A 23471-nucleotide genomic window follows, 5' to 3' on the forward strand; every position below is an offset into this window, starting at 1 on the left:
CATTGCGGATTCCCAATTCCCAACACCAAATTCCCATTATCAATTACTAGCAATTTGAGTGATATAATCTATGTCTGAGTGGATAGAAATCGGTAAAATTGTAGCAGCTCAAGGTTTGGACGGGGAAGTGCGAGTCTATCCCGATTCGGATTTCCCGGAAAGGTTTATCGAACCGGGGAAGCGGTGGATTTTGCGCCCTAACAAAAGTGAACCGGAACCGATCGAGTTTTTGGGCGGTCGCTACATTCCCGGCAAAGGGCTGTATGCTGTAGAGCTAGAGGGTGTGGAAGACCGCGATAGTGCTGAGGCGCTGCGGGGCTGTAAGTTGTTTGTTGAAAAGACCGATCGACCTTACCTCGAATCTGATGAGTTTTACGTCCAAGATTTGATCGGTATGGAAGTTTTTAACCAGTTAACCGGGGAAATCCTAGGCAAGGTAAGTGATATTATTCCTGCAGGTAACGACCTTTTAGAAGTAGAAACGAATCTAACGCCGCCGGAAACTGTCGCCGCAGAATTAGAAAAGCCAAAACAGCCGGAAACTCCCAAAGCCAACGCTGACCCCAGAAATACCCGCAAACCACGGAATATTCGCGTTAAAGAGCCTAAATCCACAAAAATTTTGATTCCTTTTGTGGAAGAAATTGTGCCAGTTGTGGACTTAGAACAAGGCAGAATTGAAATTATGCCTCCTCCTGGTTTATTGGAATAATATCATTTCTGGTCAATCGACCGGATATGATAGAGCAATTCTAAATAAGTCGTAAATTTTTTACCTCACCCCAACCCTCCCCTTGGTAAGGGGAGGCAGTAAGCAATTCACGAATGATGCGAGGATTGCTATATTAGTTATTTAAAATTCCCACTTCTCAATTCCCCATATTAATCTTTTTCTTTATTTGTGTACCGCACTATCAAGTAGCTGATAGAAAGCGCGAAAATTGCAATCGCCAAACCAATCAAGTCGGCTGCTGTTTTCTTTTCCAGGTCAAGAATGATGATTTTTCGAGATACTGCTATCAAAGAAGTTACAATAACTAGCTCTACTTGAATTACGTGCTTTTTCAGATAAGCTGTAATATTTTCCAAGATTTCCAGAGCAATTAAAACATTTAAAAATAACCCAAATATGACAAACAACGTGTCTTTTAACAAATTATCACTGTGGTTTACCAATTCTTTTGCTAAAAACACCAGCAAATCGCAAACGCTGACGATAATTACCAAAATCATCGCCAGTGATAAAATTTTCGATATTATTACCTCTACACTTTCCGTAAAATGCAGAAAATTTTCTTCATTCCCTAACTTAGAAATTTGCCTAAATATTTTTTTTAGCATACCGGTGATTTAGTCATCTTTCTTGATGATTCTGTCATTGTTCGGTACACTTTGCAAGGGTTTAACTCTGGGATTGCCTGGTTTCGCTGTGCCACCCTGGTGCTGGACAAGGGTTCTTTATCTACCTGTTATATTTTATAATTTTTCGTGTCACCTAGGAATCGATCGCACGCGATCGAACTCCTGATTAATAATTTTTGCCAGAAAAAAGCCTCAAACTATTGTCTAGCAATATTTTGAGGCTTTTAAGGCGCGGTGCAATCACTGAACTAACTATCCCTTCTCAACAGAGAATGATCGTTGATTCCCAGCTTGCTCCGACGCAATATACAAGATAGCTAAAAATTTAGCTCGGGTGGTTTAGTAGCGACGAGAATTGCCACCGCGATCGTTGTTACCCCAGTTACCGCTGTTAGAAGAACCACGTTCTTCGCGGGGTTTTGCCTTATTGACCTTGAGGTCGCGACCCATCCACTCAGCACCGTCAAGAGCCTCAATGGCTGCGGCTTCTTCGGCTTCAGTAGACATTTCTACAAAAGCGAAGCCCCGCATCCGACCTGTTTCCCGGTCAGCAGGCAACTGAACGCGCTTTACTGTTCCGTACTCTCCAAAAGTTTGGTTGAGGTGCTCCTGCGTTACTTCGTAGGATAAATTGCCGACATAGATTGACATTGAACATTCTCCAGAATCAGAGTGTGTAGAGATTTAAATCCGGAGGAACGCCGATCGAACGAACTGTACTGCCGAAAATAAAGCCTTGTAAAACCATCATAGCACCTTGAGGTGCAAACGGCAATTGTCTGACTCGATTAATTAAAAAGAAAGCAGAAGCTATTCGCCAGAAGGCATTCTGCGGAAGCAAAAACCCCCAATCAAGAAGGAACAACTCAGAATAAATAAATTTAATTTTTCTTGTTCCCGGGCTCTGCCGGGGAAACCCAGTTCTTAGGCTGCGTAATGGCATAACGATTTTAGGTTTTACATCTGGGATTTGGGATTTAAGATTTATGTGTAGGGCGCGTCTGGACTCAAAATTGCTCGATCGAAAGAGGTTGTTACCCCAAAAACGGATACAAGCCTCCGACTCCTGTCTTGGAGAGATCCCAATTTTAGACTCTTGTTCAAAATCCCACATCTATCTGTGGAGTAAATCTCAAATCGTTCGGCTCAGAGCGATTGACTAAGCGCTTGTCGAACGTCTCGCCGAACATCAACCCGGTTCATCCCCATGTCGATCGCCCGGGGCTTCGCGCTCGTTCTTCGGTGAGTTTTAACATCCCGTAGTTGGACGACAGCTCAAGAAGTGACGGCGAGGGTGGATTTTGCCCAATTAAATTCCTCAACTTCTGCTGCAACTTCTGATCCAACTTCCGCCGCAGTTTCTGCCCCAACCAGCACCAACTGCACCGCACAAGCTTTTAACTCAGGCTGTTTGGAATCTGGACAGCTTGCAGCATGAGTCATAGCATTGGCTTCAGCACCTTCAGCCCACAGAGAACCCCAGTGCATGGGTACAAATAGCGTACCCGGGGCGATCGCCTTTGTGAGTTTTGCCGGAAACTGCGCCTTGCCGCGGCGCGATCGAACTTCCAGCAAATCCCCCTCCTTAATCTGCAATTTGGCAGCATCGCGGGGGTGAATTTCCAAAAACGGGTCCGGGTGCAATTGATTAATTTTTTCTGTTCTACCCGTCCGCGTCATCGTGTGCCAGTGTCCGTAAACTCTTCCTGTCGTTAACACAAACGGATAGTTCGGATCGGGAGGTTCTGCCAGTCCCCGGGAGTGATAGGCCGAAAATCTCGCCCGCGCATCAGGAGTGTGAAAACGCCTGTCAGTATACAGCCGTTTCGCTTCGTTCGCTGGATGCACAGGCTCGTTTTCCCGGCAAGGCCACTGCTGCGGCCCTTCTTGGCGGATGTATTCGTGGCTCAGACCGGTCATGTCGCAAGGCTGGCCGCGCGTCAACTGCGCGTACTCTGTAAAAACCTCCGCACTGTTCTCGAAAGCAAAGTGTTCGGCAAAACCCAACCGCCGTCCCACCTCGGCGAAAATGCTCCAGTCGTCGCGGGCTTCCCCGGAGGGAGTGTCGAAACCGGGACAAAAGGTAACGCGGCGTTCGGAATTCGTCATTACTCCGGTTTTTTCGCTCCACTGCGTTGCCGGCAGCAGGATGTGAGCGTAGGCGGAGGTTTCCGTGGGATAGTAAGCTTCTTGATAAATAGTAAAGGGCGAGCGCAGCAAAGCGGCTTTAGTGCGTTCCAAATCCGGCATACTCACCACCGGATTAGTGGCTGCAATCCACAGCAACTCGACTTCGCCAGTTTCCAAACCGGTAATCATATCCCAAGCTGTGCGGCCCGGATTCGGGGAAATGCTTCCCGGTGCGAGTCCCCAAAACTCCTCGACTTGGGTTCTGTGTTCAGCATTTTTCACAAATCTGTAGCCTGGGAGCAAATGAGACAGTCCTCCCGCTTCCCGGCCTCCCATCGCGTTGGGCTGGCCGGTGAGGGAAAAAGGGCCGCTTCCCGGTTTGCCGATTTGACCGGTCATCAAGTGCAAATTAATCAGCGATCGCACCTTTGCCGTGCCTTCCGACGACTGATTCATCCCCATCGACCACAGCGACAAAACCCGCTGCGACTGTTCCCAGTAGTTGGCCGCCGTTTCTAACTCGCTGACAGTAATGTCGCAGCGCGAGGCTACAAACTCCGGCGTGTAGCTGCTAATAACCTCAGCAAAAGCTGAAAAATTCGCCGTGCATTCTTCAATAAACTCAGAATCTATTGCTTGCCTGCGTAACAGCAAATATGCAATTCCGTTAAGCAAATCTATATCTGTACCTGGTTTAATTGCTAAGTGCAAATCCGCCGCTTCAGCAGTCGGAGTCCGCCTCGGATCTACCACAATCATCTTGACATTTGGATGCTTTTTGTGGTATTTTGCTAATCGATTAAATACGATCGGATGGCATTCTGCTGTATTGCTGCCGATAATAAAAGCGCAATCTGTTAATTCTAAATCGTCGTAACAGCAAGGCGGCCCGTCCGAGCCAAAGCTTTGAACGTATCCAGAGACTGCTGAAGACATACACAAGCGAGAATTAGCATCAAAATTATTAGTACCCAGACAACCTTTCATTAGTTTCTGGGCAACATAATAATCTTCTGTTGCGAATTGACCCGAACCGTAAACGCACAAAGCATCGGGGCCGCTGGTGCTGTGAATTGTTTGGATGCGATTAACAATTGCATCGAGAGCTTCGTCCCAACTAGCGCGGCGGAACGGTTGGTCGAGAGTATCTCGCATCATCGGATACAGTAGCCGATCGCTCCGAATGGACTCTGCTACGGTTGCTCCCTTAATACAAACCATGCCTTGGCTCGATGGGTGATTGCGATCGCCCCGCACTTTCCAACTTTGTTTTTTGTCGGGAACAACTTCTAGACCGCAACCTACACCGCAGTAAGGGCAAAGAGTTTTTATAGTTTCCATCTGGTGATTTTAGATGCTAATTTTTGAAAGCTAATAGGTAATTCGTAATTTGTTATTATAGCCGGAACAGAGAGCTCCTGCAAATAACGTGTCAATCCTTACTAAATTTCCCCATTTATACTTCCCAGAAACGGACAATACCCTGATTTAAAATTACCCGCTATCTTACTAAAAATCGCGCTTGCTCTCGCTTGTAGTCAGCTTCTGGCTGCTACTAAATCTTCCTCAAACAGAGGAAATTCTAACCTAACTCTTGTCAGCCCCAAGAAGGGGGGCTAAGAGGAATTTTTGCCTAGTTAAAACAGCGACCGCTACTACTTTTGACCTAGTTGTTGATAGCAATGTGAGATTTAGTGCGGGAGTATTATGCCGCCTACTTCCCTGATTTTACTTCAAATACGCCACCGTTGGTGGGGCTAAAAGTTACTTGGAACTCAGCAGTTTTTTCAGCGCCTGCTGCGGCATCGGCAGGAGTTTGCAAAACAGGCAGAGGAGTTTCTTTGACGAAATCTTTAGCTGCTTTATTTGTGGGATCGAATTGTAGGATATCGCCGTTTTGTTTTACTTTGACCCGATAAGTCAAACTTTCGGTAAACGTTGGAATTGTTCTCCACTTTTGGTCGATTTGTGCATACAACTTCTGTCCGATCGCATCGAGTTCGGCTTGGTCAGAAATCTCTGATGTGGCACTGGTTGCTGCATTGGGCGCGACGGCGCTGTTAGCGGCAGCAGCGATGGCTGCAGGGCTGGCATTCGGTGCAGGACTTGCAGCAGCGATGGCTGCAGAGCTGGCATCCGGTGCAGGACTTGCAGCAGCAGCGATGGGTGCAGGACTTGCAGCAGCAGCGATGGGTGCAGGACTTGCAGCAGCGATGGGCGCAGGACTTGCAGCAGCAGCGATGGGTGCAGGGCTAGCATTCGGTGTGGCGATCGAACTTGCTGCGATTTGCGGGCTGGGGGGAGAACTCACCACCGCCGCCGCAGTCGCCGCCTGCGGTGCAGTTTCTTCTAGTTTCGCTTGCTTTAGCTGGCTGGAAACAACAGACATATTGACGGCAGCTAAAGTAAGCATTGCTACGAACCACGAGGCTGCCAGGATGCCGCGTTTGATCGGCGAAGCTTCTAGGGGTTCGGCAGCGTGAGACACAAAAGGTGCAGGTGCGATCGGCGTGTTAGCAACCGCAGGCTTTTTGCTAGCAGGTAATGGCATCGGTAGCGCGACGGCTTCTGTCTCGGAGTCCGTTGCTTCACCTTCTTCGTGGTGCGCGTAGCGAGAAAACAAGAACTCCAAAGCAAAGTTGCGAAGTTCGTAGTATTTCGGGTCTTCCATAATCCGCGCCCGGTTGCGGGGACGGCTGAACGGAACGTGCATATCTTCGCCGATGGAAGCTGCTGGCCCGTTGGTCATCATCACGATGCGATCGGCCAAAAACAAAGCCTCATCAATATCGTGAGTAATCATAATGACGGTAATTTTTTCCTTCCGCCAAATTTTCAGCAATTCTTCCTGCAACTCTTCCCGGGTAATCGGGTCTAGAGCTCCGAAAGGTTCGTCCAAAATCAACAGTTTGGGGCGAGTTGCCAGAGCTCGGGCGATCGCCACCCGCTGTTTCATCCCCCCGGACAATTGGCCCGGTCTTTTGTTACAAGCTTCGGTCAGCCCCACTAATTCCAAGTGTTCCTTGACGATCGTATTGTGTTCGTCTGCCGACTTTTCCGGGTAAACATTTTCAACGCCGAGGTGAATGTTTTCAGTAGCAGTCAGCCACGGTAGCAGCGAGTAGTTTTGAAACACCACCATGCGATCGGGGCCTGGTTCAGTAATCTGCGAACCTTCCAGGGCTACTTCTCCGTTTGTCGGCCCGTTGAATCCCGCAATCATATTCAGCAAAGTTGATTTGCCGCAGCCCGAGTGACCGATCAAACAAATAAATTCGCCTTCATTAATAGTCAGGTTTACACCGTCGAGAACGACGTAAGGGCCTTTAGGAGTTTCGTAGACTTTCGATACGTCTTTAATAGTAAGAAAGTCTTGCTTGGGCGTTTGAATTGTCGTTGTTTGGGGGGTGTTTAGAGTTTGCATTTCAGGATTTGGATTTTGGGTCGGGGAATTAGACATGACAACTTTCGATTGAGAATTTGAAATTAGGGATTGAGGAAGGGGAAAATGTGGAGTCTTGTTTCCTGATTTCTTGCTCCTCATTCCCTCTTCCTATTTGCTGGTTATGCTGGCAGTTTGATGGAACACTGACTGCCTATTTGTTCAATTAAGATTTCTTCAATGCGGACGGCGCGCTTAATTTTGACATTCTGAAGATATTGGATCGGGTCGTCTAGATTAAACACAGTGCCGTCAAATAGCTCGATCGTCCGGCGATCTCTGGCGATATCCGGCAAGCCCAATTCGCGCACTGCTTGACCGAAAACATCGGGCCGCAAAACTCGATCGACCACTTCCACCCAGTTTTTCGGGAACGGGATCAGCCCCCAGCGAGCCATCTGCGCCATCACCCACACCATTTCTAGGCGGTCTGGAAAATTGGTTTTGTCAACGTAGAACTGGTTGAAATTGTAGAGCATTTCGGGTTCTGCCCCCGTACCGGAGTTGTACGGATCGAGGAACCCCGGACGGATGTCTTTCGGATCGGCGCCGATGTATTGTTCTTGGCTAATCAATGCTAGGACTTCTTCGCGGTTGCGGCGGTCGTCGCAGTAGTCGCAGGCTTCCAAAAGTGCTTTGACGAGGGCGAGGTGGGTTTGAGGATATTTCTGAGCCCAATCTTCGGTAACACCGAGAACTTTTTCGATGTGTCCGGGCAAAATATCGAGGGAACGGGCCATGACAAAACCCGTACCGCTGTTGACTGCGTGGGAGTTCCAGGGGTCGCCTGAACAGTAGCCGTCAATGTTGCCTGCTTTTAAATTCGATACCATCTGCGGGGGCGGAATCACGGTCAAGCCCACGTCGAGGTCGGGGTCGATGCCGCCGGCGGCCAGCCAGTAGCGGAACAGCAGATTGTGCATGGAGGCGGAGTGTACCATGCCCAAGGTGTGAACTTTATCGGGACTCTTGGCGATCGCAGCTTTGAAATCCTCTAATGTCCGAATGCCTTGTTTGTAAAGGTCTTTGCTGAAAACAATTGAATTGCCGTTGCGCGACAGCGTGAGGGCGCTACAGACGGGTACAGGGGCTTGACCGTCCATGCCCAACAGCATGGCGATCGGCATTCCTGCGACCATTTGTGCCGCGTCTAGCCGTCCTTCGGCGACTCCTTGGGCGATCGCTTTCCAGCCCGGTTCGCGGCTGAGGGTGACTTCTTCCAAGCCGTGGGCTTTGAAAAATCCTTTTTCTTTAGCTACTACTAAGGGGGCGCAGTCGGTGAGGGGAATAAAGCCGATGTCGAGGTTGATTTTTTCCAGGCCGTTGCGGGCGATCACAGGCGGTTGTTGTTTGGCCCGGCGCTGTTTGACCCGCTTTTGCTGGTTGAGGAAGTAAACCATTTCGTTACGCAGCGCGTAGTAACTCGGATGGTTGACAACTTCCATGCGCTTGCGGGGGCGGGGAATGTTCACTTCGAGGATTTGCCCGATTTGCGCTTCCGGGCCGTTGGTGAGCATCACAATGCGATCGCTCAGCAATAAAGCTTCGTCCACGTCGTGAGTTACCATCACGCTGGTGACTTTGCTTTCCTCGCAAATTTTCATCAACTGGTCTTGCAAACCGCCGCGAGTTAAGGCATCGAGGGCGCCGAAGGGTTCGTCTAGCAGCAGCAATTTCGGGCGAATCGCGAGGGCGCGGGCGATCGCAACTCTTTGTTTCATCCCCCCAGAAATTTCGCCCGGGCGTTTGTCCGCGGCGTGTCCGAGTCCGACCAATTTAATGTGGTGTTCGATCACCAACTCGCGATCTTCTTTAGAATTACCGCTGTAAATTTCCTCTACTGCTAGGGCAATATTTTCGCGCACCGTCAGCCAAGGTAGCAGCGAGTAATTTTGAAACACCACCATTCTGTCGGGGCCTGGATCGCGGACTTCGCGTCCTTCTAAAGTAATCCCGCCCTGACTTGCTTTGTCGAGGCCGGCGATGATATTTAGCAGCGTAGATTTGCCGCAGCCCGAGTGCCCAATTAAGGTGATGAATTCTCCTTTTTTAATTTTCAGTTCGATATTTTTAAGAGCGATGTATTGCTCTCCATTCGGCAAGTTAAATACGCGGTCAACGTGGTCTACTTCAACAAATACTGACATGGCAATTTTAGGTTAGTTTGTAATTTGTATGATGCTGATTATTAATTGGGCATTGGGCATTGGGCATTGGGCATTGGGCATTGGGCATTGGGCATTGGCCATTAATTTATAACTAATTTCTAGCAGTTTGTAGTGGGCAACCATCCCCCATTCCCCATTCCCCATGCCCGATGCCCGATGCCCGATGCCCGATGCCCTATGCCCAAATCCTATTTCTGTTCTTCAGGAACAACTTTGGAAGCGATGAAACCCACCATTCTGTCTAAAATCAAACCGACGATTCCTACATAAAGCACTGCTAGAATCACTGCACTGAGTCGAGAACTGTTGTAAGAGTCCCAGATGAAGAAGCCGATGCCGACGCCGCCGACTAACATTTCGGCAGCTACGATCGCCAGCCAAGACAAACCGATGCCAATTCTCAAGCCAGTGAAGATGTAAGGAACTGAAGAAGGGAGCAGGATTTTCCAGAAGTATTTTTGGTTGGGGAGGCGCAATACGCGGGCGACGTTTCTGTAGTCTTGGGGTATTTGTTGAACGCCTACTGTGGTGTTAATTAGAATCGGCCATATTGCTGTAATTAAGATTACGAAAAGAGCTGAAACTTCGTTAGCTTTCATCCCCATGCCTTCAAAGGGATTGAACTGTTGAAATACAGCCAAGGCGATCGGCAGCCAAGCCAGGGGCGGGATAGTTCTGAATACTTGAAACAGCGGGTCTAAAGCATCGAACATTAAGGAGTTGGTGCCGATGAGGATTCCCAAACTGATGCCGAGAACTGCGGCCAAAGTAAAGCCGATCGCCACCCGCTGCAAGCTAGCCAAAATTTGCCAGAACAAGCCTTTGTCTGTACCGCCGTTGTCGAAGAAAGGATTGATAATCAGCTCCCAGGTTTCTTGGACAGCTTTGATTGGTCCCGGCAAGCTGGACTCGGGACTGTGGCAGAGGATTTGCCAGATTATGAGCAGAACTGTAATTGCTACCAGCGGGCGGATGATTTTTCGGCGGTTTTTTTGAACGTGATCCAGAACGAAATTTACTGGATTTTTGCTTTTAGTAACAGCGAGATTTGTTGCCATTTTTGTTTTTGCAGTTTTGTGAATAATCGATTATTTGTAGAGACTTAGAACAGAGTTCAACTGGTTTTGCCCCTGGAACGAACCCTGCGTTTCACTCGATCCAACCCCGTCAATTTTAGGTATTTGTCAACTGTTAACAGTCAACACTCAACAGTCAACAGTCAACAGTCAACAAACTAATTATGCTTTTTTGATGGCCAGACCCTTCAGATATTCTTCGGGTTTTTCTGGGTCAAACTTCACGCCGTCAAAGAAGGTTTCGACACCGCGAGAACTGGTAGCAGGAATTTGGGCTGCAGGAACGCCAAGTGCTGTCGCTGCTGCTTTCCAAATATCTTCGCGGTTAACTTTATCAACCGTGGCTTTGATGTCGGTAGTTGCCGGGATATAACCCCAGCGAATATTTTCAGTTAAGAACCAAGCATCGTGACTCTTGTAGGGATAAGAAGCATTATCAGCCCAGAATTTCATAGCTACTGGGCTGGCAGCTTCAATGCGGCCGGTACCGTAGTCAACTTGACCTTTAGAGCGACCGATAATATCTGCTACTGGAACTTTTAACCACTTATCTTGAGAGATGATTTGGCACATCTCATCGTGATTTTCTGCCTTGTCGCACCACTGCTGGGCTTCCAGTACGGCCATTGTAATTGCTTTAGCAGCTTTGGGGTTTTTCTCAACCCAATCTCCTCTTAAAGCTAAAGCTTTTTCTGGGTGGTCTTTCCAAAGTTCTCCGGTTAATAAGGCGGTGTATCCTACCTTTTGAGTAACGAGCTGAGCATTCCAAGGTTCGCCTACGCAAAAGGCTTCCATGCTGCCAGATTTCATGTTCGCTACCATTTGGGGCGGCGGTATGGGAATCACGGAAACATCTGTATCTGGATTAATACCGCCGGCTGCTAGCCAGTAGCGCATCCACAAGTCGTGGGTACCGCCGGGAAAAGTTATAGCAACAGGAACGTTTTGATTGCCAAAAGCTGCTTTCAGGGGTGCGCTGTCTGTACCTACTTTTAAATCTAGGTATTTTTTACTGAGGGAAATTGCTTGACCGTTAGTATTTAACCGCGCCACAATGTTCATCGGCACTGGCTGATTGCCTTTGGTAATAGTGCCTAATGTCATGTGGTAAGGCATCGGGGATAAAATGTGGGCTCCGTCAATGCCGCCTTTGTCGGAACCGAGTTCTAAGTTGTCGCGAGTAACTGGCCAAGATGCTTGTTTAGTAACTTGTACGTCTTTCATGCCGTACTTGGCAAATAACCCTTTTTCTTGGGCGATGATTAAGGGTGCTGAGTCGGTGAGGGCGATGAATCCGAGTTTGGCTGCGGTAACTTCTGGGGCGTCGGCAGGGTTGATGTTGACTGCTGGGGCGGCGCTGGGTGATGGGCCGCCGGCTGCGGGGGTGGCACTTCCGTTAGATGTGGTGGAACTGGAACTGCAACCGTGGGCTAGGAGGGTGCCGGCTGCTGTTGCTCCGGCGGTGATGATGAATTTTCTTCTCGAAAGGTTGCTCATTTGTCTTGAATTGTTGTTGTACTTTGAGATGGTGGAAATGTGAGATGTGAGATTAATTCGCGACCTCGGCATCGCATCTCACATTGTGAGTTTAGGCGTCGATCGTCACTCTGCCGATCGCCCGCGCGCTGCAAGTTAAAATGAACCCTGGTTCTAAGCCGGCGGCCGCTTCGGGGTGGCTGTCGTAGGCGGCAATATTACCTTCTAGGAGTTTCTGCTTACAAGTGCCACAAACTCCCTTTCGGCAATCGCTGTCAAGTTCGACCCCGGCCCGTTCGGCAACATCGAGAATGTACTCATCTTCGCTGCAAGCAACTTCTTTGCCCGAGCGAGCGAAAATGACAGTAGATGTCTGAGGTTTGGGTGCCTGGGCTGCCTTTTCGCCCTCCTCAACCGTCAATTCCAGTTGCCGGTGCAGCACAGCTACATCCCCTGTAATCTCTTTGGGAACTGCCCCAAACTGCTCGACTAACAGTTGATGCAGCAGCGGTTTGAGGTCTTCGCAAGGGATGCCTTTTTGGACGCAAGCACCCAAATGAGCCTCTTTGCCAACTGTGCCTCCCATGTAAATGTCTACACCTTCGAGGGTTTTCCCGTTCTTGCGAACTTTTGTTCCCATCAAACCGATGTCTGCTACTTGGGGTTGACCGCAGGAATTGGGGCAACCTGTCCAGTGAATTCTCACAGGTTTGGGAAGTGAAAGTTCGACATCAAGTTCCTCAATCATTGCCACAGCGCGACTTTTGGTTTCGATGAGGGCGAAGTTGCAAAACTTGGCGCCGGTGCAGGAAACCAAGGCTCGCATCAGGGGTGCGGGATCGATGGAAAAACGCTGCAACAGCGGTTCTTTGACCAGCGATTCAATCCGCGAGTCGGGAACGTTGGGAATAATCACGTTTTCTTCCACAGTGAGCCTCAGCTCCCCGCTGCCGTAAACCTCGGCGATTCTGGCCAAATCGAACAAATCCGATGCCTGCAGCCGTCCGACTGGAACGTGCAGCCCTACATAGTTGAGCCCTGATTGTTTTTGGGGGTAGATGCCGATGTGGTCGCGTTTGTCCCAGGTGATTTCATCTTTGGGCGCGGCGGCGGGCAAAGTGCGACCTAATTCTTGTTCGACTTCGGCTCGGAATTGTTCGATTCCGAGTTCGTCAATCAGCCACATCAGCCGCGATTTTTGGCGGTTTGCTCTCGGGCCTCGATCGCGAAACACAGTTAAAATTGCTTTGCACAAATCTACAACGTCGCTGGGACTTGCCCATGCGTTGAGAGGAATTGCAGCTTCGCAGCGTTTGGCGGAGAAGAAACCGCCGACTAAAACGTTAAAGCCGATGTTGCCATCTTTGTAAGCGGGTACGAAGGCGATGTCGTTGATTTCTGCGTGGACTGAGTTGTCGCGGCAGCCTGCGATCGCAATATTAAACTTTCTCGGCAAATTTGAAAACGCGGGGTTGCCTTCGCCGCTGTTCGTAATCATGTCTTGGACTTCGTTCGCCAGTTCCCGCGTATCAATCAGTTCGTCGGCGTCCAGGCCCGCGACTGGGGAACCCGTGATGTTGCGTACGTTGTCCATGCCAGACTGGATGCTGGTCATGCCCGCTTCTTTGAGGCGGCGGAAGATGTCGGGTACATCTTCGATGCGAATTCCGCGCAATTGCAGGTTTTGTCTGGTGGTGATGTCGGCGCTGCCGTCGTCGCCGTAGCGTTGGACGATTTCTGCTAGCGTTCTGGTTTGATTGCTAGTAATGATGCCGTTGGGCAAGCGCAGCCGCATCATGAATTTGCCGGGAGTTACTGGCCGAAAGAAAATGCCGAGCCATTTGAGGCGGTGCTCGCGATCTGTTTCGTCCATTGCTTCCCAGCCGATTGCGGCGAAGTGGTCGAGTTCGCCTTTTAATGCTAAGCCATCTTTTTCGGCTTTGAGTTTTTCAAACTTGTTCAGGCTCGCTTGGGCTTTGGGTTCTATTGTTTGGGTCATCGGTTTACCCTCGCTGCTGGCTTGTGGGGAGGTATTGACTTGGAGCATAAAGTGTGTGTTTCCTGCTAACCTTAGTGACTGTATGAATTTAAAACTGTATATTTAGTTACTAGATCGAATTTCTTTTAAGCATGGTTGGTCTTCTGTAAACTTGAGTTTGACTGGGCGCTGGCTCGAACGTCGCCAAACTATTTATGGTTATAGTTGCTACCGATGATTGGGTCGATCGCTGCGTTTCGATGCACCTTTGTTATGAGCTAATGTAAAGCCCACGATTGTAAATATTCGTAGCTATTTTTACAAAATATTGAGTTTTATGAATATTTCGCATAGAGCTCATGCGTTTTATACATGGGAAATGGGTAAAGACGCCCACAAAACCGAAAAATCTCTCTAAATCTTTAGATTTAGGAGGAGAGAGGGGGAAATTGGAATATCTAAAATTAATTTTGTGACTGGGATCGCAGACTTAAAACGAGATCGTCACACAATTACAACGGTCGCTGTCACACAGTTTGCCTCAAAACATCACCTTGTGTGCTAGGCCAGCGTCACTATTAATTTTCGGAGAACGAGAGATGATATAAGTGTCGAATTCAGGGAACATCTCATGTTTGTAGTTCAACTTATCCCCGGCGCGATTTCCGAAATGGTTGCCTCTGTTGCGGAGACGGGTTGTTTGACTTTAGCCGATCGCTACGGCTTGATGGCCGCTGTTTTGGATGACTCTCTCGACGAGGAATACAGACATTCGATCAACCGCCTGCTGCGTTCTGTGATTAAGGGAAGAGTCAAGATAGTCAACGAACTGTCGGCGATATATTAACAGCATTTAAAAATTTGATTGATTTATGCACCGCTGCAAGTGCAGAAACCACCGGCCCATTTAGAAGGAACCCACGATGCCTGCAGCGGATGTAGCGCCGGAAGTTTCTTGGGTGTTCTAAAAACTTGCGATCGCTCTTGCGGTATAATTTTTTTTGATTATCCAATTCTCGCTTTGTGCGGCACTTACAGAAAAAGTGCTGATTCACAGTTTTGACGATCGAGTGAGAGCCTGTTGGGTGGAACGCTTAGGGTAAAATTAGTAAAATTTTTGGGCGCGATCGACATTTAAGAAGTGTGAGAAATGAAGTCATCCCCAGCAACGTAATTATAATTACTAGACATCTCCATAAAAGCCTGTCTTGAATAGGCAGGATGCCTGTTCCACAATAATTATTGTAGAGATCTATTGAACAGGGATGGAGATGACAGGCAAGTTATGAAAATTATTAATCAAACAATCGAAATATTAACAGAATCAGGGAGCGGCAGCTATAACATCACGCACCCAATTGCCAAAATTAATTGGTAATTAATAAAAAATCAATTGAGCAAATCGACCGGAAAAATAATAATATCTTGTAAGGGCCCGTCAACCCTGGACATTGACTCGCAGACAGTTTATGGGTGGACTCAACTGCCTAAACCCGGTAGTCAGTGTATTTTTACCTATACAAGACTTATGCAGCCATACTTTATACTGTGCCTGCCTAAATCATGTATTTAGTTACTGCGATTGGTTAGTTTTTTAACCAATATAGTTGATATAATGCGATCGCCCGACCAAATTTTTAGCAATATTTTAATATTTTCCACCGAAATATATGATTGACTGAAAATTAAAAACAGTCGAGCGAACAGACAGGATGCTTTAACACTCATTCCCAGGGAGCATTTTATGAAATCCATTGCTAAAAACAGCATCCACTGGACTTACTCAGTGGCTATTTTCTGTGCCCTTTTCGCAATACAGCAACAAAAAGCTACAGCAGCAACGCTATCTAACGGCTGGAATTATGCGATCGATTCTTTCAACGACGGCGTGACAGGGCCCCAAATCGGCGGCGGGGAATTTGAATTTTACGGCATCGCCATCAAAGAAACATCAGATACAGCTTTCATCGCCATCAACTCCAATCTAAGTTTAGCAGGATATGCCGACCCACTAGCTCAAAGAGGCAACATCAACTACGGCGATTTCTTCTTCAATTTTTCCGGTCAAAACTTCAATACAGCTAACGCAAACGGCAGCTTGTTTGGTATCCGCTTTGCTGCCGGAAATGACTCCGGCGTGGCGACAACAGGCGTTTACAGAAATGTTACAGCGAAAAACGTCACCCAAACTAACTCTGGTTTTAGCAATTTAAATCAATTCAATACGGTAGTGGCATCTCAAGGCGGAACCCCATCAATGGGCGATTTAGCTGCCACAGATCCCTATTTTCAACAAACAGGAAACTCGACTATTCTCAACTCAATAGCTACGGGTACAAAAGTAGCAGAAGTCAATTTTTTAACGCCAGCGACTTTGAGCGTCCTCGGTCTTAATTTCGCTCAGTTTAATGCCGTGGGTTCTCAAACAATTGGATTCAGTTTTAATAAATCCTCAATGCCTTCGGGGAATTATATTGCTAACTTTTTTGCCGAGTGCGCTAACGATGCGATCGCTATTCAAGGATCGTTTGAGGCTGTACCCGAACCTTCTACTTGGTTTGGTACTTTACTAGGATTGAGCTTTTTAGGTATTGGCGCAGCAAAACGCAAAATTAAGCGCAAGATTTCCTAATTTAGGTAGGGTGTGCATAAAGTACCTTACGAATAGCTGTTATGCACACCTTACGAATAGGCGTAGTGCCTCACAAATTGCAAACAGTAGAGTAGATTATGGAGAGATAAAATGGGCCCAAACATTCCCATCTGGTCCAGCAACTTGATTGACGTAATTGTAGGGATACATCAACTTTCTCCCCTCAGTATCGCTGTAACCAGTGAGTGCATCTCCCCACGGATCTTGCACGATATAACCCTGAGAATTGTAGCCAATTACAGTAAGAATGTGACCGGCCGCAGTAAAATCTCCTGCTAAAACTATTGGCCGCCGATTTAGCAATTCCGATCGCACCTCGGCCCATGTGCGAGTTGTACTAAAACTCGTCTTAAACCCGTAGGCATCAATCAGCGCCGAAAGCACGTTGTGATCGGTTTGAGAACCCTGGCCGGCATAATCGAAACACCACTGCAACAACTCATCCTCCAATTGTCCGCCCCCCTCCGAACGAAGGCCGTAATAATAAAGCACCATGGCGATCGCAGTTACGTTGCAAGTAGACCAGTCAAAACGCGGATTGTCCCGCTGCGAAAAATACGGCACGTTCAATTCCACATTGTTCGGAACCGGATCGAAAATTTTATCTCCCCGCTTGAACTGAACAAAACTAGGAAAAACATAACCTGTATTGCCAAAATTCGGCAGTTCTTCAGTCAGGGAAACTTTCAGGTGAGATGCTTCCGCCCCGTAGCTGTTCACGCCGTAAACTCGACCTAAAGGCAGCGTAGTTCTCTCGGTACTGCTCAGGCTAGCAGAATCTACCGGCCGTTTTTTAAACACAGTTGCTTGCAGGATTGTCATCGTCAAAGCACTGGGGTCAAAGGCAACTTCTTTGCCGTCTTTTTTAATTTTAACATCCTGCCAATAAATAAATCCGATATTGCCGAAACCGGGAATTGATTCGGCGAGAGTTACTCGGAAATGCCCCAAAATGCAGGCATAACCAGTAATGGCATAGGTGCTGCCTAAAGTTATTTGAGCAACTTGATTCGCAGGCAGTTTAGATGAATCTTCTGGTTGAGCTTTAATCTGAGTTGTTTGAATTACCAAGAGTTGAGCGCTGACGTTGCTATTCGGTACGTCGGCCAGGTCAAATTTTAGGATTTGAGTACCTTTGGCTAACTGAACGTCGGGTTCGTAAAAATAGCCAAAAGTGCCGATCGGCGAAATTTCTGAATCCACAACCACCTTGAGATGCCCGTCAATAAATCCGTATCTGCTAACCGTCAAAGTCTGGCCTGCTTTGACAAGAACTTTTTGCTGATTGTTGAGTCGAGAAGAATCAACCGGAGCTACCTTAAACAAAGTGTCAGAAACTATCTTTAAGGTCAAACCTCGTCCGACAGTTAGCGGATCGGAACTTACGGTAATGTAAATTATTTGGCTGCCAGTAACGTTGCCTTTGCTGTCAGTTGCTCGCAACCTGAGCCACCGAGCTCCAGCTACGCTAAATCCTTTAGACAAATTAACTTGCCAAGTGCTGGCTTCTTGGTTTAGCGTGACGCTTAGGGGAAATGTATCCTCAGCTATCACGTCAATTTTTGCTGCTTGTTGCCGGTCAAAAGTACCCCGAAGGACGATCGGCTGATTTACTAAAACTTCTGACGGCCCTTGATAAGTTAAATTCACAGCGGGATTGAAAGATTTGCCACCGCGGCTGAATTGCACAAAATCGGGATAAATGAAACCTGTATTGCCAAATTCCGGCAAATTCTCGGTCAGCGAGACTTTTATGTGGCTTTCTTCGATCGAGAATCCGGCAATTCCGTAAATCATTCCCGCCGACAAGGTAATTTTTTCTTGGGGTGGCAGGCTAGCGGCATTTATCGGCCGCTTTTTAAACACAGTCGTTTTGATGATTGTCATCGTAACTGCATTTCTATCATACTCAATTCCCCTGCCGTCTCGCAAAATTTGGACGTGCTGCCAGTACAGAAATCCTGAAGTTCCCAAGTTAGGAACTGCCCGAGCAAAAGCGACTCGGAAATGGTTTTCCACGCAAGCGTAGCCGAGAATATTGAAAGTTTCTCCCGCGTTAAATTGTAATTTCTGAGTTGATCCTAAAGTTGCAGAATCTGTGGGGTTGAGCTTTAACCAGGTCTTTTTGATCACCCACAGTAACTGCATTCCAGGTGGCGGGGCCGGCAACTCGGCGCGATCGAATATGAGAATTTTTGCGCCTTTGGTTATAACTACGTGTTTTTCGTAGAAAAAGCCAGAGGTTCCCACCGGAGGAATTGGATTATTTAGTTGAACATTCAGGTGACCGTCTTCTAACTCGTAGTCCCTAATTTGATAAGTTTTACCTGCTGGTATTTCCGCTTTTTGCAGGTTGTTGAGATTGCTTGCGGGCAGTGTTCCGACTTTGAATGCGGTATCTCTGAGAGTAATTAACGTGAAGAATTGAGCGGGTGATTGAGAAGCAGGATTAACTTTGATGTTAATTGTTTGTTGGCCGATAACTTTGCCGGTCTTATCAGTTGCCCTCACCTGCAGTGTGCGAGTTCCTGCGCTATCGAATCCTTTTTCTAAACTGATGTGCCAAAAGCCTCTAGAGAGATTGATCCCCATATTCAGCGCATTTGAGCCTTCTGCTGCTGAAATCGCTGCCACTAGATTTTTGTCAAAACTGCCAACTAAGACAGTGGCTCTATTGGCCTCAATTTCTCGCGGGCCTAAGTAACTCAAAATAATGTTGTTGGTTGTCATTATATATCCCTCTACCTACTTAGTTATTCAGCTAAAGCAAGGATAACTTCTGATTTTATCAAACACAATGACCCGAACCAGGACAAAATCGCCCCTAGATTCAGCCTACGGGCGGTTAATGCCTTTTCCAGTATAAGTTTTTAATTATTGGCGGGAGTTGCGCCACAAATCTAACTTTAGACGTACCATAAGCACATTAAGCGAATATATCCCTGGTTGAGCAGATTTGTGGTGCAAGTTTTGAGGGAAGGGATTTAGTTCGAGTAGGTTGCTTCCCCCTGTATCCTTGACCCCTCACTTGCTGAGTGAGGACTTACGAAAAAAACCCGGTTCCTACGAGAATATTGCTTATAGCAACGAGGCATCTAGGAAAAAACCGGGTTTTTAGCCGTTTGGTGCATCCAGGAAGGTTAGTGCGATCGGCTAAAATTCGACTAAACTATGGTGACAAGAATATCTTGAGCGTGAGAGTCAACTTTCATGGTTTCGCCCTCATAAACTTGAATGATTTTGCCGGTACCGTCGATGACGAAAGTAACGCGCTTGGCATAATCGCCTTTCTCGACATCATAAGCTTTGGTAATCGTACCATCAACATCTGCTAATAGCTGGAAAGGCAAACCGTATTTCTCTGTGAACTTTTGGTGCGATTCTTCGTTGTCTCGGCTGACACCGAGAATTACAAGATCTTTGCCCTTGTATTCTTCATAAGCTGCTTTGAAGCTTTGGGCTTGTCTTGTGCAACCGGGGGTGTCATCTTTAGGGTAGAAATACAAGATGACGGTTTTACCGGTGAAGTCGGAGAGGGAGACGGTGTTGCCGTTTGTGTCTTTGGCGGTAAACTGAGGGGCAGCGCACCCAACTGGTAATGTCATAGTTTTGTTTTTCTTGAGATTTATAATTGTAGTTTAATTGATTTTGGGCGGGCTAGGAGCAACGGCCCACAAGAAAATTTATTCTTTGTGGAACAGGCCGGAAAGCCTGTTCATGATATTTAATTAAACTTCAGTAGGTTGTTTGTGGGACTCTAGCCAGCGATCGTAAGCTGTGCGATCGCCTCCTTTATGAATCAATGGTTACGGGCGATCGCTCATATTGCTTGAGTGGAGTATTTTCTATTGGTTTGTAAGCGCAATAGCAAATACAAATTGAGTCAAACTCTGCACCATAGGGGGCAGGAATTTCAGGAGTGTATTCGTGAACTTTCACAACTTCCCAGCCACTGTCTCTGAAATGAGTTGATGCACTGGGAAACATTGGATCGATCGCACTTGGGACAACCACGCTTTCGGTTAAACGATAGCCCGGTGCTGGGGATGGCTTACCACTAGAGTCATAATGCTCGGCTATTGTCCAAATCAATGACTTAACCGATCCGGCATTAGCTACTCGGTAAAAGCTTTCTCCTACTTTTGTTTCCGTGAGTGAACGGTATTTTTCCAGTTCGCCTTTGTCTGCGCTGAAAATAATGTATTTACGCATTTTCTTTTTTATCCTTCAGGTAATCACCTTGACCTGCCGGTGATTGCGTGTTAGATTATCGGTGTGTTTTCCTGATTGATCGATGCGAGTAAAATTAATTTACCAGATCAAATATGATTGATTTCTACAGTGTAATTATCAGACAAAGTGCGGATTATTGGGTTTCATTGTGTTTAGAAAATGGATTGGTGGGACAAGGCAATACTCCCGAACAATCTATTGATAAACTCAAACAAGCTATTGAGTCATTTTCCGAAGTATATGAATCCGATCCTGATGTTTATCTCAGCCCTCTTTCTATCAATGAATTACACGAGTTTCTGACTTGAGAAGATGCAGAAGCCTCAGAAACTTATGAATTAAGGAAAGTTTATGCCTAAAAACCTTCCATCTTTAAACCCTAAAGCATTAATTAAGATTTAAGAACAAAACGGATGTCAGTTTTACCGAGAGGGGAAAGGGGATCATTGTTTGTATATGCGTGAAATTGAAGGCATAAAAAGGATTGTTCCGATTGATATGGGTGCTGGGGAAATGTCACCAGCTTATGTGTTGCGGATTTTCAGGCAATTTGGGTTTACATATCCAGAAATTGAGGGGATGATTAGTTAAGTCCGCATTAATATGCTCCCTGGTTGGCTATTTCAACATTTGGAGTATAGCCTTTGCAACTCAGAAAAGCGATCGCCTAAAATGGCTTTTACAGCCAAACTCGTCTAACCTGTCCTAAAATATAAGAGAGCTCCTATATTAATTCCCTACCATGTCGATCGCAGTCATTAAAGAACATATCGAAATCACCCCAGGAATCTGTGGGGGAAAACCCCGTATCGCCGGACATCGCATCCGAGTTCAGGATATAGTTGTTTGGCACGAACAAATGGGAATGTCACCCGACGAAATTCTGTATCACTATCCGAGTATTACTTTATCTGATATCTATGCAGCTTTAGCCTATTATCACGATCGTCGAGATGAAATTCGCTCCGCAATCGAAGCAGATGCAGAATTTGCTCGCCAATTGAAAGCTCAAACCCCATCGCTATTGCAACAAAAATTAAAAAATCGTCAACATGGCTAAGATAAAATTCCATCTCGACGAAAATATAACTCTTGCCATTGCGAATGGATTGCGAAGACGTTGAATTGATGTCACCACAACTCCAGAACAAGGAATGATCGGGCAATCCGACGAACAACAATTAGCATTTTCCCTGTCTCAAGAGCGAGTAATTTTTACCCAAGATACGGATTTTTTAAGACTGCATCATGCAGGTTTGTCTCACGCGGGTATTGTTTACTGTTTACAAACCAGTAAATTGATTGGGGAAATTTTGCAAGGATTAGTATTAATTTGGGAGGTAGTGAATGCTGAAGAAATGAACAATCATTTGGAGTATTTGTAAAAACAGGCGATCGTCGCTGGGCGATCGGCACTTGCAGCCTGAGTATTAATCGTATCCTACCGCAGTTTGGAATCTGTTGAGATCATGTCATATTTGGCTATATTTTTCCGAACTCTACTCTCCTGACTCTAAATAGGTGATGATAAAAGTAGTAGCTACTCAAAAGTTCTCGCAATGACTTTTATCCCCTCCGAAGCGTTTAAATCTATTAGTTATCCCAGCCGCACCGTCAAAAGAGCCGATCGCGCCGTTCGCTGTTCCCCTTTTCAATTACACTTCTTCCAGACCATCCGCGATAACAGTGTTTTCCTAAGTGCGATCGCCTCAAATTCCGGTGTCGAAAGTGGCTACACCCGATCGCCCGTATCCGAACTCGTAGCCGAAAACTCCCTACTGTGGCTGATCCAAGTCGGCGTGTTGCGGCGGGAAGTAGACGGACAAGGGATTACCGACAGTTTTCGCCTCACGCCGCTGGGCCGGCAACTCGTGGAAAAATGGGAACAGGAAGGACAGGGAGTGCCGGCCGCGTCATTGTGCGATCGCATGGGAAATGCCGTCAGCCGCGGGTTGGGACTATTTCTATGACCTTTTCTCGCTTGCTACAGTCCGACAGGGAATGAATTCCCTGTCTCATAGCGAAAGTCGGTTAAAACCGACTGCAAGTCTCAAATTAACTCAATGTTGAGTTTCGCATTGCACGTTAATCAACCTCCTCAGTCCTCTTGCAGAGGACTTGCGCTATGAGACAGGGATTTCAATCCCTGTCGGACTCGCCGTCAAACGAGTGAGACCGCGATCGCACTTGAGTTTCTTAGAAGGACTGGGGTGTGTTTTCTTTCGCGGAGAATCCCACAAGCAAATTTATGCTTTTTTGTGGAACAGGCCGGAAAGCCTGTTCTTAAAAATGATGCAAGATGTGAGTATAAATTAAATTCGCGATCGCTTAACTAATACAAATTAAACTTAAATCAAATAAAAATAATGGTTCAAACCGCTTCTAAACCTTTGAGTCTCAATGAATTTCTCCAACTGTCGGAGACCAAACCCGCTAGCGAATTCATCGACGGTCAAATTATCCAGAAACCTATACCCCAAGGAAAACACAGCACAATTCAAAGCGATTTGGGTGCTGACATCAACCGGGTACTCAAACCCCAACGCATCGCCCGCGCTTATCCAGAATTGCGCTGTACCTTTGGTAGTCGATCGACAGTACCCGATCTTGCAGTCTTTACCTGGGAACGCATTCCCCGCGACGAAAACGGCGAAGTAGCCAACACTTTCGCCATCGCCCCCGACTGGACAATCGAAATTCTTTCGCCCGACCAAAGTCAAACTAAAGTCGTCCGCAACATTCTCCACAGTGTCGCCCACGGGACTCAGATGGGCTGGCTGATTGACCCGGAAGAAGAAGTGGTATTTGTCTATTTTGCCGATCGCACCATAGCAGTTTTTGAAGAACCGGGCGATCGCATCCCCGTTCCAACCTTTGCCGAATCCTTTAATCTCACCGTCGGTGAAATGTTCAGTTGGCTGACTGAGTAGCGCCACCTCGGTTTATGAATGAT

The 23471-nt window shown here is 47.1% G+C and carries 21 protein-coding genes and 1 pseudogene; 9 read left to right on the plus strand and 13 right to left on the minus strand.

What is annotated here, in order from left to right:
• Positions 1-70 precede the first annotated feature (70 nt).
• Positions 71-712 carry a ribosome maturation factor RimM gene (gene rimM, locus QUA71_RS16050; protein WP_333214620.1) on the plus strand — a complete coding sequence of 214 codons (642 nt, stop codon included), beginning with the start codon at positions 71-73 and terminating at the stop codon, positions 710-712.
• Positions 713-882: 170 nt separating this feature from the next.
• On the opposite strand, the gene QUA71_RS16055 is transcribed toward rimM, so the two are convergent.
• The 10 genes and pseudogenes from QUA71_RS16055 to QUA71_RS16100 form a co-directional block, all read right to left on the minus strand.
• The gene (locus QUA71_RS16055; RefSeq protein ID WP_333286404.1) at positions 883-1341 is read right to left on the minus strand and encodes a phosphate-starvation-inducible PsiE family protein; all 459 of its coding nucleotides are present in this window, start codon (positions 1339-1341) and stop codon (positions 883-885) included.
• Between the two features lie 360 nt (positions 1342-1701).
• Positions 1702-2013 (minus strand): RNA recognition motif domain-containing protein, encoded by a 312-nt coding sequence (locus QUA71_RS16060; RefSeq protein ID WP_332948676.1) that lies wholly within the window; start codon positions 2011-2013, stop codon positions 1702-1704.
• Positions 2014-2029: 16 nt separating this feature from the next.
• Positions 2030-2476, minus strand: a complete 447-nt coding sequence (locus QUA71_RS16065; protein ID WP_333286406.1) for a hypothetical protein — start codon at positions 2474-2476, stop codon at positions 2030-2032.
• Positions 2477-2637: 161 nt separating this feature from the next.
• Positions 2638-4833: a nitrate reductase gene (locus QUA71_RS16070; RefSeq protein WP_333286409.1), complete on the minus strand. Its 2196-nt coding sequence runs from the start codon at positions 4831-4833 to the stop codon at positions 2638-2640.
• A gap of 373 nt (positions 4834-5206) precedes the next feature.
• Positions 5207-6952, minus strand: a complete 1746-nt coding sequence (locus QUA71_RS16075; RefSeq protein ID WP_333286411.1) for a nitrate ABC transporter ATP-binding protein — start codon at positions 6950-6952, stop codon at positions 5207-5209.
• A gap of 104 nt (positions 6953-7056) precedes the next feature.
• Positions 7057-9081: a nitrate ABC transporter ATP-binding protein gene (locus QUA71_RS16080; protein ID WP_333286413.1), complete on the minus strand. Its 2025-nt coding sequence runs from the start codon at positions 9079-9081 to the stop codon at positions 7057-7059.
• 209 nt (positions 9082-9290) lie between these two features.
• Entirely contained in the window at positions 9291-10160 is an 870-nt protein-coding gene (ntrB, locus tag QUA71_RS16085; RefSeq protein ID WP_333214635.1) for a nitrate ABC transporter permease, read from the minus strand.
• A gap of 180 nt (positions 10161-10340) precedes the next feature.
• On the minus strand, positions 10341-11675 hold the full coding sequence (locus tag QUA71_RS16090; RefSeq protein WP_333286415.1) for a CmpA/NrtA family ABC transporter substrate-binding protein: 1335 nt from the start codon (positions 11673-11675) through the stop codon (positions 10341-10343).
• 91 nt (positions 11676-11766) lie between these two features.
• Positions 11767-12096 (minus strand): 2Fe-2S iron-sulfur cluster binding domain-containing protein, encoded by a 330-nt coding sequence (locus tag QUA71_RS16095; protein WP_333286468.1) that lies wholly within the window; start codon positions 12094-12096, stop codon positions 11767-11769.
• A gap of 18 nt (positions 12097-12114) precedes the next feature.
• Positions 12115-13653 (minus strand): annotated as a pseudogene (locus tag QUA71_RS16100) (ferredoxin--nitrite reductase); the annotation flags it as partial.
• Between the two features lie 610 nt (positions 13654-14263).
• On the opposite strand from QUA71_RS16100, the gene QUA71_RS16105 reads away from it, so the two are divergent.
• Positions 14264-14479 (plus strand): hypothetical protein, encoded by a 216-nt coding sequence (locus QUA71_RS16105; protein ID WP_190662664.1) that lies wholly within the window; start codon positions 14264-14266, stop codon positions 14477-14479.
• Between the two features lie 897 nt (positions 14480-15376).
• A complete protein-coding gene (locus tag QUA71_RS16110; RefSeq protein WP_333286417.1) occupies positions 15377-16264 on the plus strand; it encodes a PEP-CTERM sorting domain-containing protein in 888 nt (295 codons plus the stop codon).
• Between the two features lie 96 nt (positions 16265-16360).
• Here the strand turns inward: QUA71_RS16110 and QUA71_RS16115 are convergent, their stop codons facing one another.
• The 3 genes from QUA71_RS16115 to QUA71_RS16125 all read right to left on the minus strand — a co-directional run bounded on the left by QUA71_RS16115 (position 16361) and on the right by QUA71_RS16125 (position 20497).
• Positions 16361-19015 carry a C39 family peptidase gene (locus QUA71_RS16115; RefSeq protein ID WP_333286419.1) on the minus strand — a complete coding sequence of 885 codons (2655 nt, stop codon included), beginning with the start codon at positions 19013-19015 and terminating at the stop codon, positions 16361-16363.
• A 434-nt stretch (positions 19016-19449) separates the two neighbouring features.
• Positions 19450-19890 (minus strand): peroxiredoxin, encoded by a 441-nt coding sequence (locus tag QUA71_RS16120; RefSeq protein WP_006632849.1) that lies wholly within the window; start codon positions 19888-19890, stop codon positions 19450-19452.
• Between the two features lie 187 nt (positions 19891-20077).
• On the minus strand, positions 20078-20497 hold the full coding sequence (locus QUA71_RS16125; RefSeq protein WP_333286422.1) for a hypothetical protein: 420 nt from the start codon (positions 20495-20497) through the stop codon (positions 20078-20080).
• Positions 20498-20610: 113 nt separating this feature from the next.
• Between QUA71_RS16125 and QUA71_RS16130 the strand changes: the two genes are divergently transcribed.
• The 6 genes from QUA71_RS16130 to QUA71_RS16155 all read left to right on the plus strand — a co-directional run bounded on the left by QUA71_RS16130 (position 20611) and on the right by QUA71_RS16155 (position 23448).
• A complete protein-coding gene (locus QUA71_RS16130) occupies positions 20611-20826 on the plus strand; it encodes a hypothetical protein (protein WP_333286424.1) in 216 nt (71 codons plus the stop codon).
• Between the two features lie 148 nt (positions 20827-20974).
• Entirely contained in the window at positions 20975-21109 is a 135-nt protein-coding gene (locus QUA71_RS16135) for a hypothetical protein (RefSeq protein ID WP_333286426.1), read from the plus strand.
• Positions 21110-21260: 151 nt separating this feature from the next.
• Positions 21261-21578, plus strand: coding sequence for a DUF433 domain-containing protein (locus QUA71_RS16140; protein WP_194011686.1), 318 nt, complete (start codon positions 21261-21263; stop codon positions 21576-21578).
• A gap of 64 nt (positions 21579-21642) precedes the next feature.
• A complete protein-coding gene (locus QUA71_RS16145; RefSeq protein ID WP_333286470.1) occupies positions 21643-21903 on the plus strand; it encodes a DUF5615 family PIN-like protein in 261 nt (86 codons plus the stop codon).
• A 174-nt stretch (positions 21904-22077) separates the two neighbouring features.
• Positions 22078-22488 (plus strand): Npun_F0494 family protein, encoded by a 411-nt coding sequence (locus QUA71_RS16150; RefSeq protein WP_333286428.1) that lies wholly within the window; start codon positions 22078-22080, stop codon positions 22486-22488.
• A gap of 396 nt (positions 22489-22884) precedes the next feature.
• Positions 22885-23448 (plus strand): Uma2 family endonuclease, encoded by a 564-nt coding sequence (locus QUA71_RS16155; RefSeq protein ID WP_333286430.1) that lies wholly within the window; start codon positions 22885-22887, stop codon positions 23446-23448.
• The last annotated feature ends 23 nt before the right edge of the window (positions 23449-23471 follow it).

Source organism: Microcoleus sp. MON1_C5 (genome assembly GCF_036701875.1).
Lineage (GTDB): Bacteria > Cyanobacteriota > Cyanobacteriia > Cyanobacteriales > Microcoleaceae > Microcoleus.

Excerpts from the sequence above, each read along its gene's own strand:
- rimM (WP_333214620.1), top strand. The coding sequence starts at position 71 with ATGTCTGAGTGGATAGAAATCGGTAAAATTGTAGCAGCTCAAGGTTTG.
- QUA71_RS16055 (WP_333286404.1), bottom strand. The coding sequence starts at position 1,341 with ATGCTAAAAAAAATATTTAGGCAAATTTCTAAGTTAGGGAATGAAGAA.
- QUA71_RS16060 (WP_332948676.1), bottom strand. The coding sequence starts at position 2,013 with ATGTCAATCTATGTCGGCAATTTATCCTACGAAGTAACGCAGGAGCAC.
- QUA71_RS16065 (WP_333286406.1), bottom strand. The coding sequence starts at position 2,476 with ATGTGGGATTTTGAACAAGAGTCTAAAATTGGGATCTCTCCAAGACAG.
- QUA71_RS16070 (WP_333286409.1), bottom strand. The coding sequence starts at position 4,833 with ATGGAAACTATAAAAACTCTTTGCCCTTACTGCGGTGTAGGTTGCGGT.
- QUA71_RS16075 (WP_333286411.1), bottom strand. The coding sequence starts at position 6,952 with ATGTCTAATTCCCCGACCCAAAATCCAAATCCTGAAATGCAAACTCTA.
- QUA71_RS16080 (WP_333286413.1), bottom strand. The coding sequence starts at position 9,081 with ATGTCAGTATTTGTTGAAGTAGACCACGTTGACCGCGTATTTAACTTG.
- ntrB (WP_333214635.1), bottom strand. The coding sequence starts at position 10,160 with ATGGCAACAAATCTCGCTGTTACTAAAAGCAAAAATCCAGTAAATTTC.
- QUA71_RS16090 (WP_333286415.1), bottom strand. The coding sequence starts at position 11,675 with ATGAGCAACCTTTCGAGAAGAAAATTCATCATCACCGCCGGAGCAACA.
- QUA71_RS16105 (WP_190662664.1), top strand. The coding sequence starts at position 14,264 with ATGTTTGTAGTTCAACTTATCCCCGGCGCGATTTCCGAAATGGTTGCC.
- QUA71_RS16110 (WP_333286417.1), top strand. The coding sequence starts at position 15,377 with ATGAAATCCATTGCTAAAAACAGCATCCACTGGACTTACTCAGTGGCT.
- QUA71_RS16115 (WP_333286419.1), bottom strand. The coding sequence starts at position 19,015 with ATGACAACCAACAACATTATTTTGAGTTACTTAGGCCCGCGAGAAATT.
- QUA71_RS16120 (WP_006632849.1), bottom strand. The coding sequence starts at position 19,890 with ATGACATTACCAGTTGGGTGCGCTGCCCCTCAGTTTACCGCCAAAGAC.
- QUA71_RS16125 (WP_333286422.1), bottom strand. The coding sequence starts at position 20,497 with ATGCGTAAATACATTATTTTCAGCGCAGACAAAGGCGAACTGGAAAAA.
- QUA71_RS16130 (WP_333286424.1), top strand. The coding sequence starts at position 20,611 with ATGATTGATTTCTACAGTGTAATTATCAGACAAAGTGCGGATTATTGG.
- QUA71_RS16135 (WP_333286426.1), top strand. The coding sequence starts at position 20,975 with ATGCGTGAAATTGAAGGCATAAAAAGGATTGTTCCGATTGATATGGGT.
- QUA71_RS16140 (WP_194011686.1), top strand. The coding sequence starts at position 21,261 with ATGTCGATCGCAGTCATTAAAGAACATATCGAAATCACCCCAGGAATC.
- QUA71_RS16150 (WP_333286428.1), top strand. The coding sequence starts at position 22,078 with ATGACTTTTATCCCCTCCGAAGCGTTTAAATCTATTAGTTATCCCAGC.
- QUA71_RS16155 (WP_333286430.1), top strand. The coding sequence starts at position 22,885 with ATGGTTCAAACCGCTTCTAAACCTTTGAGTCTCAATGAATTTCTCCAA.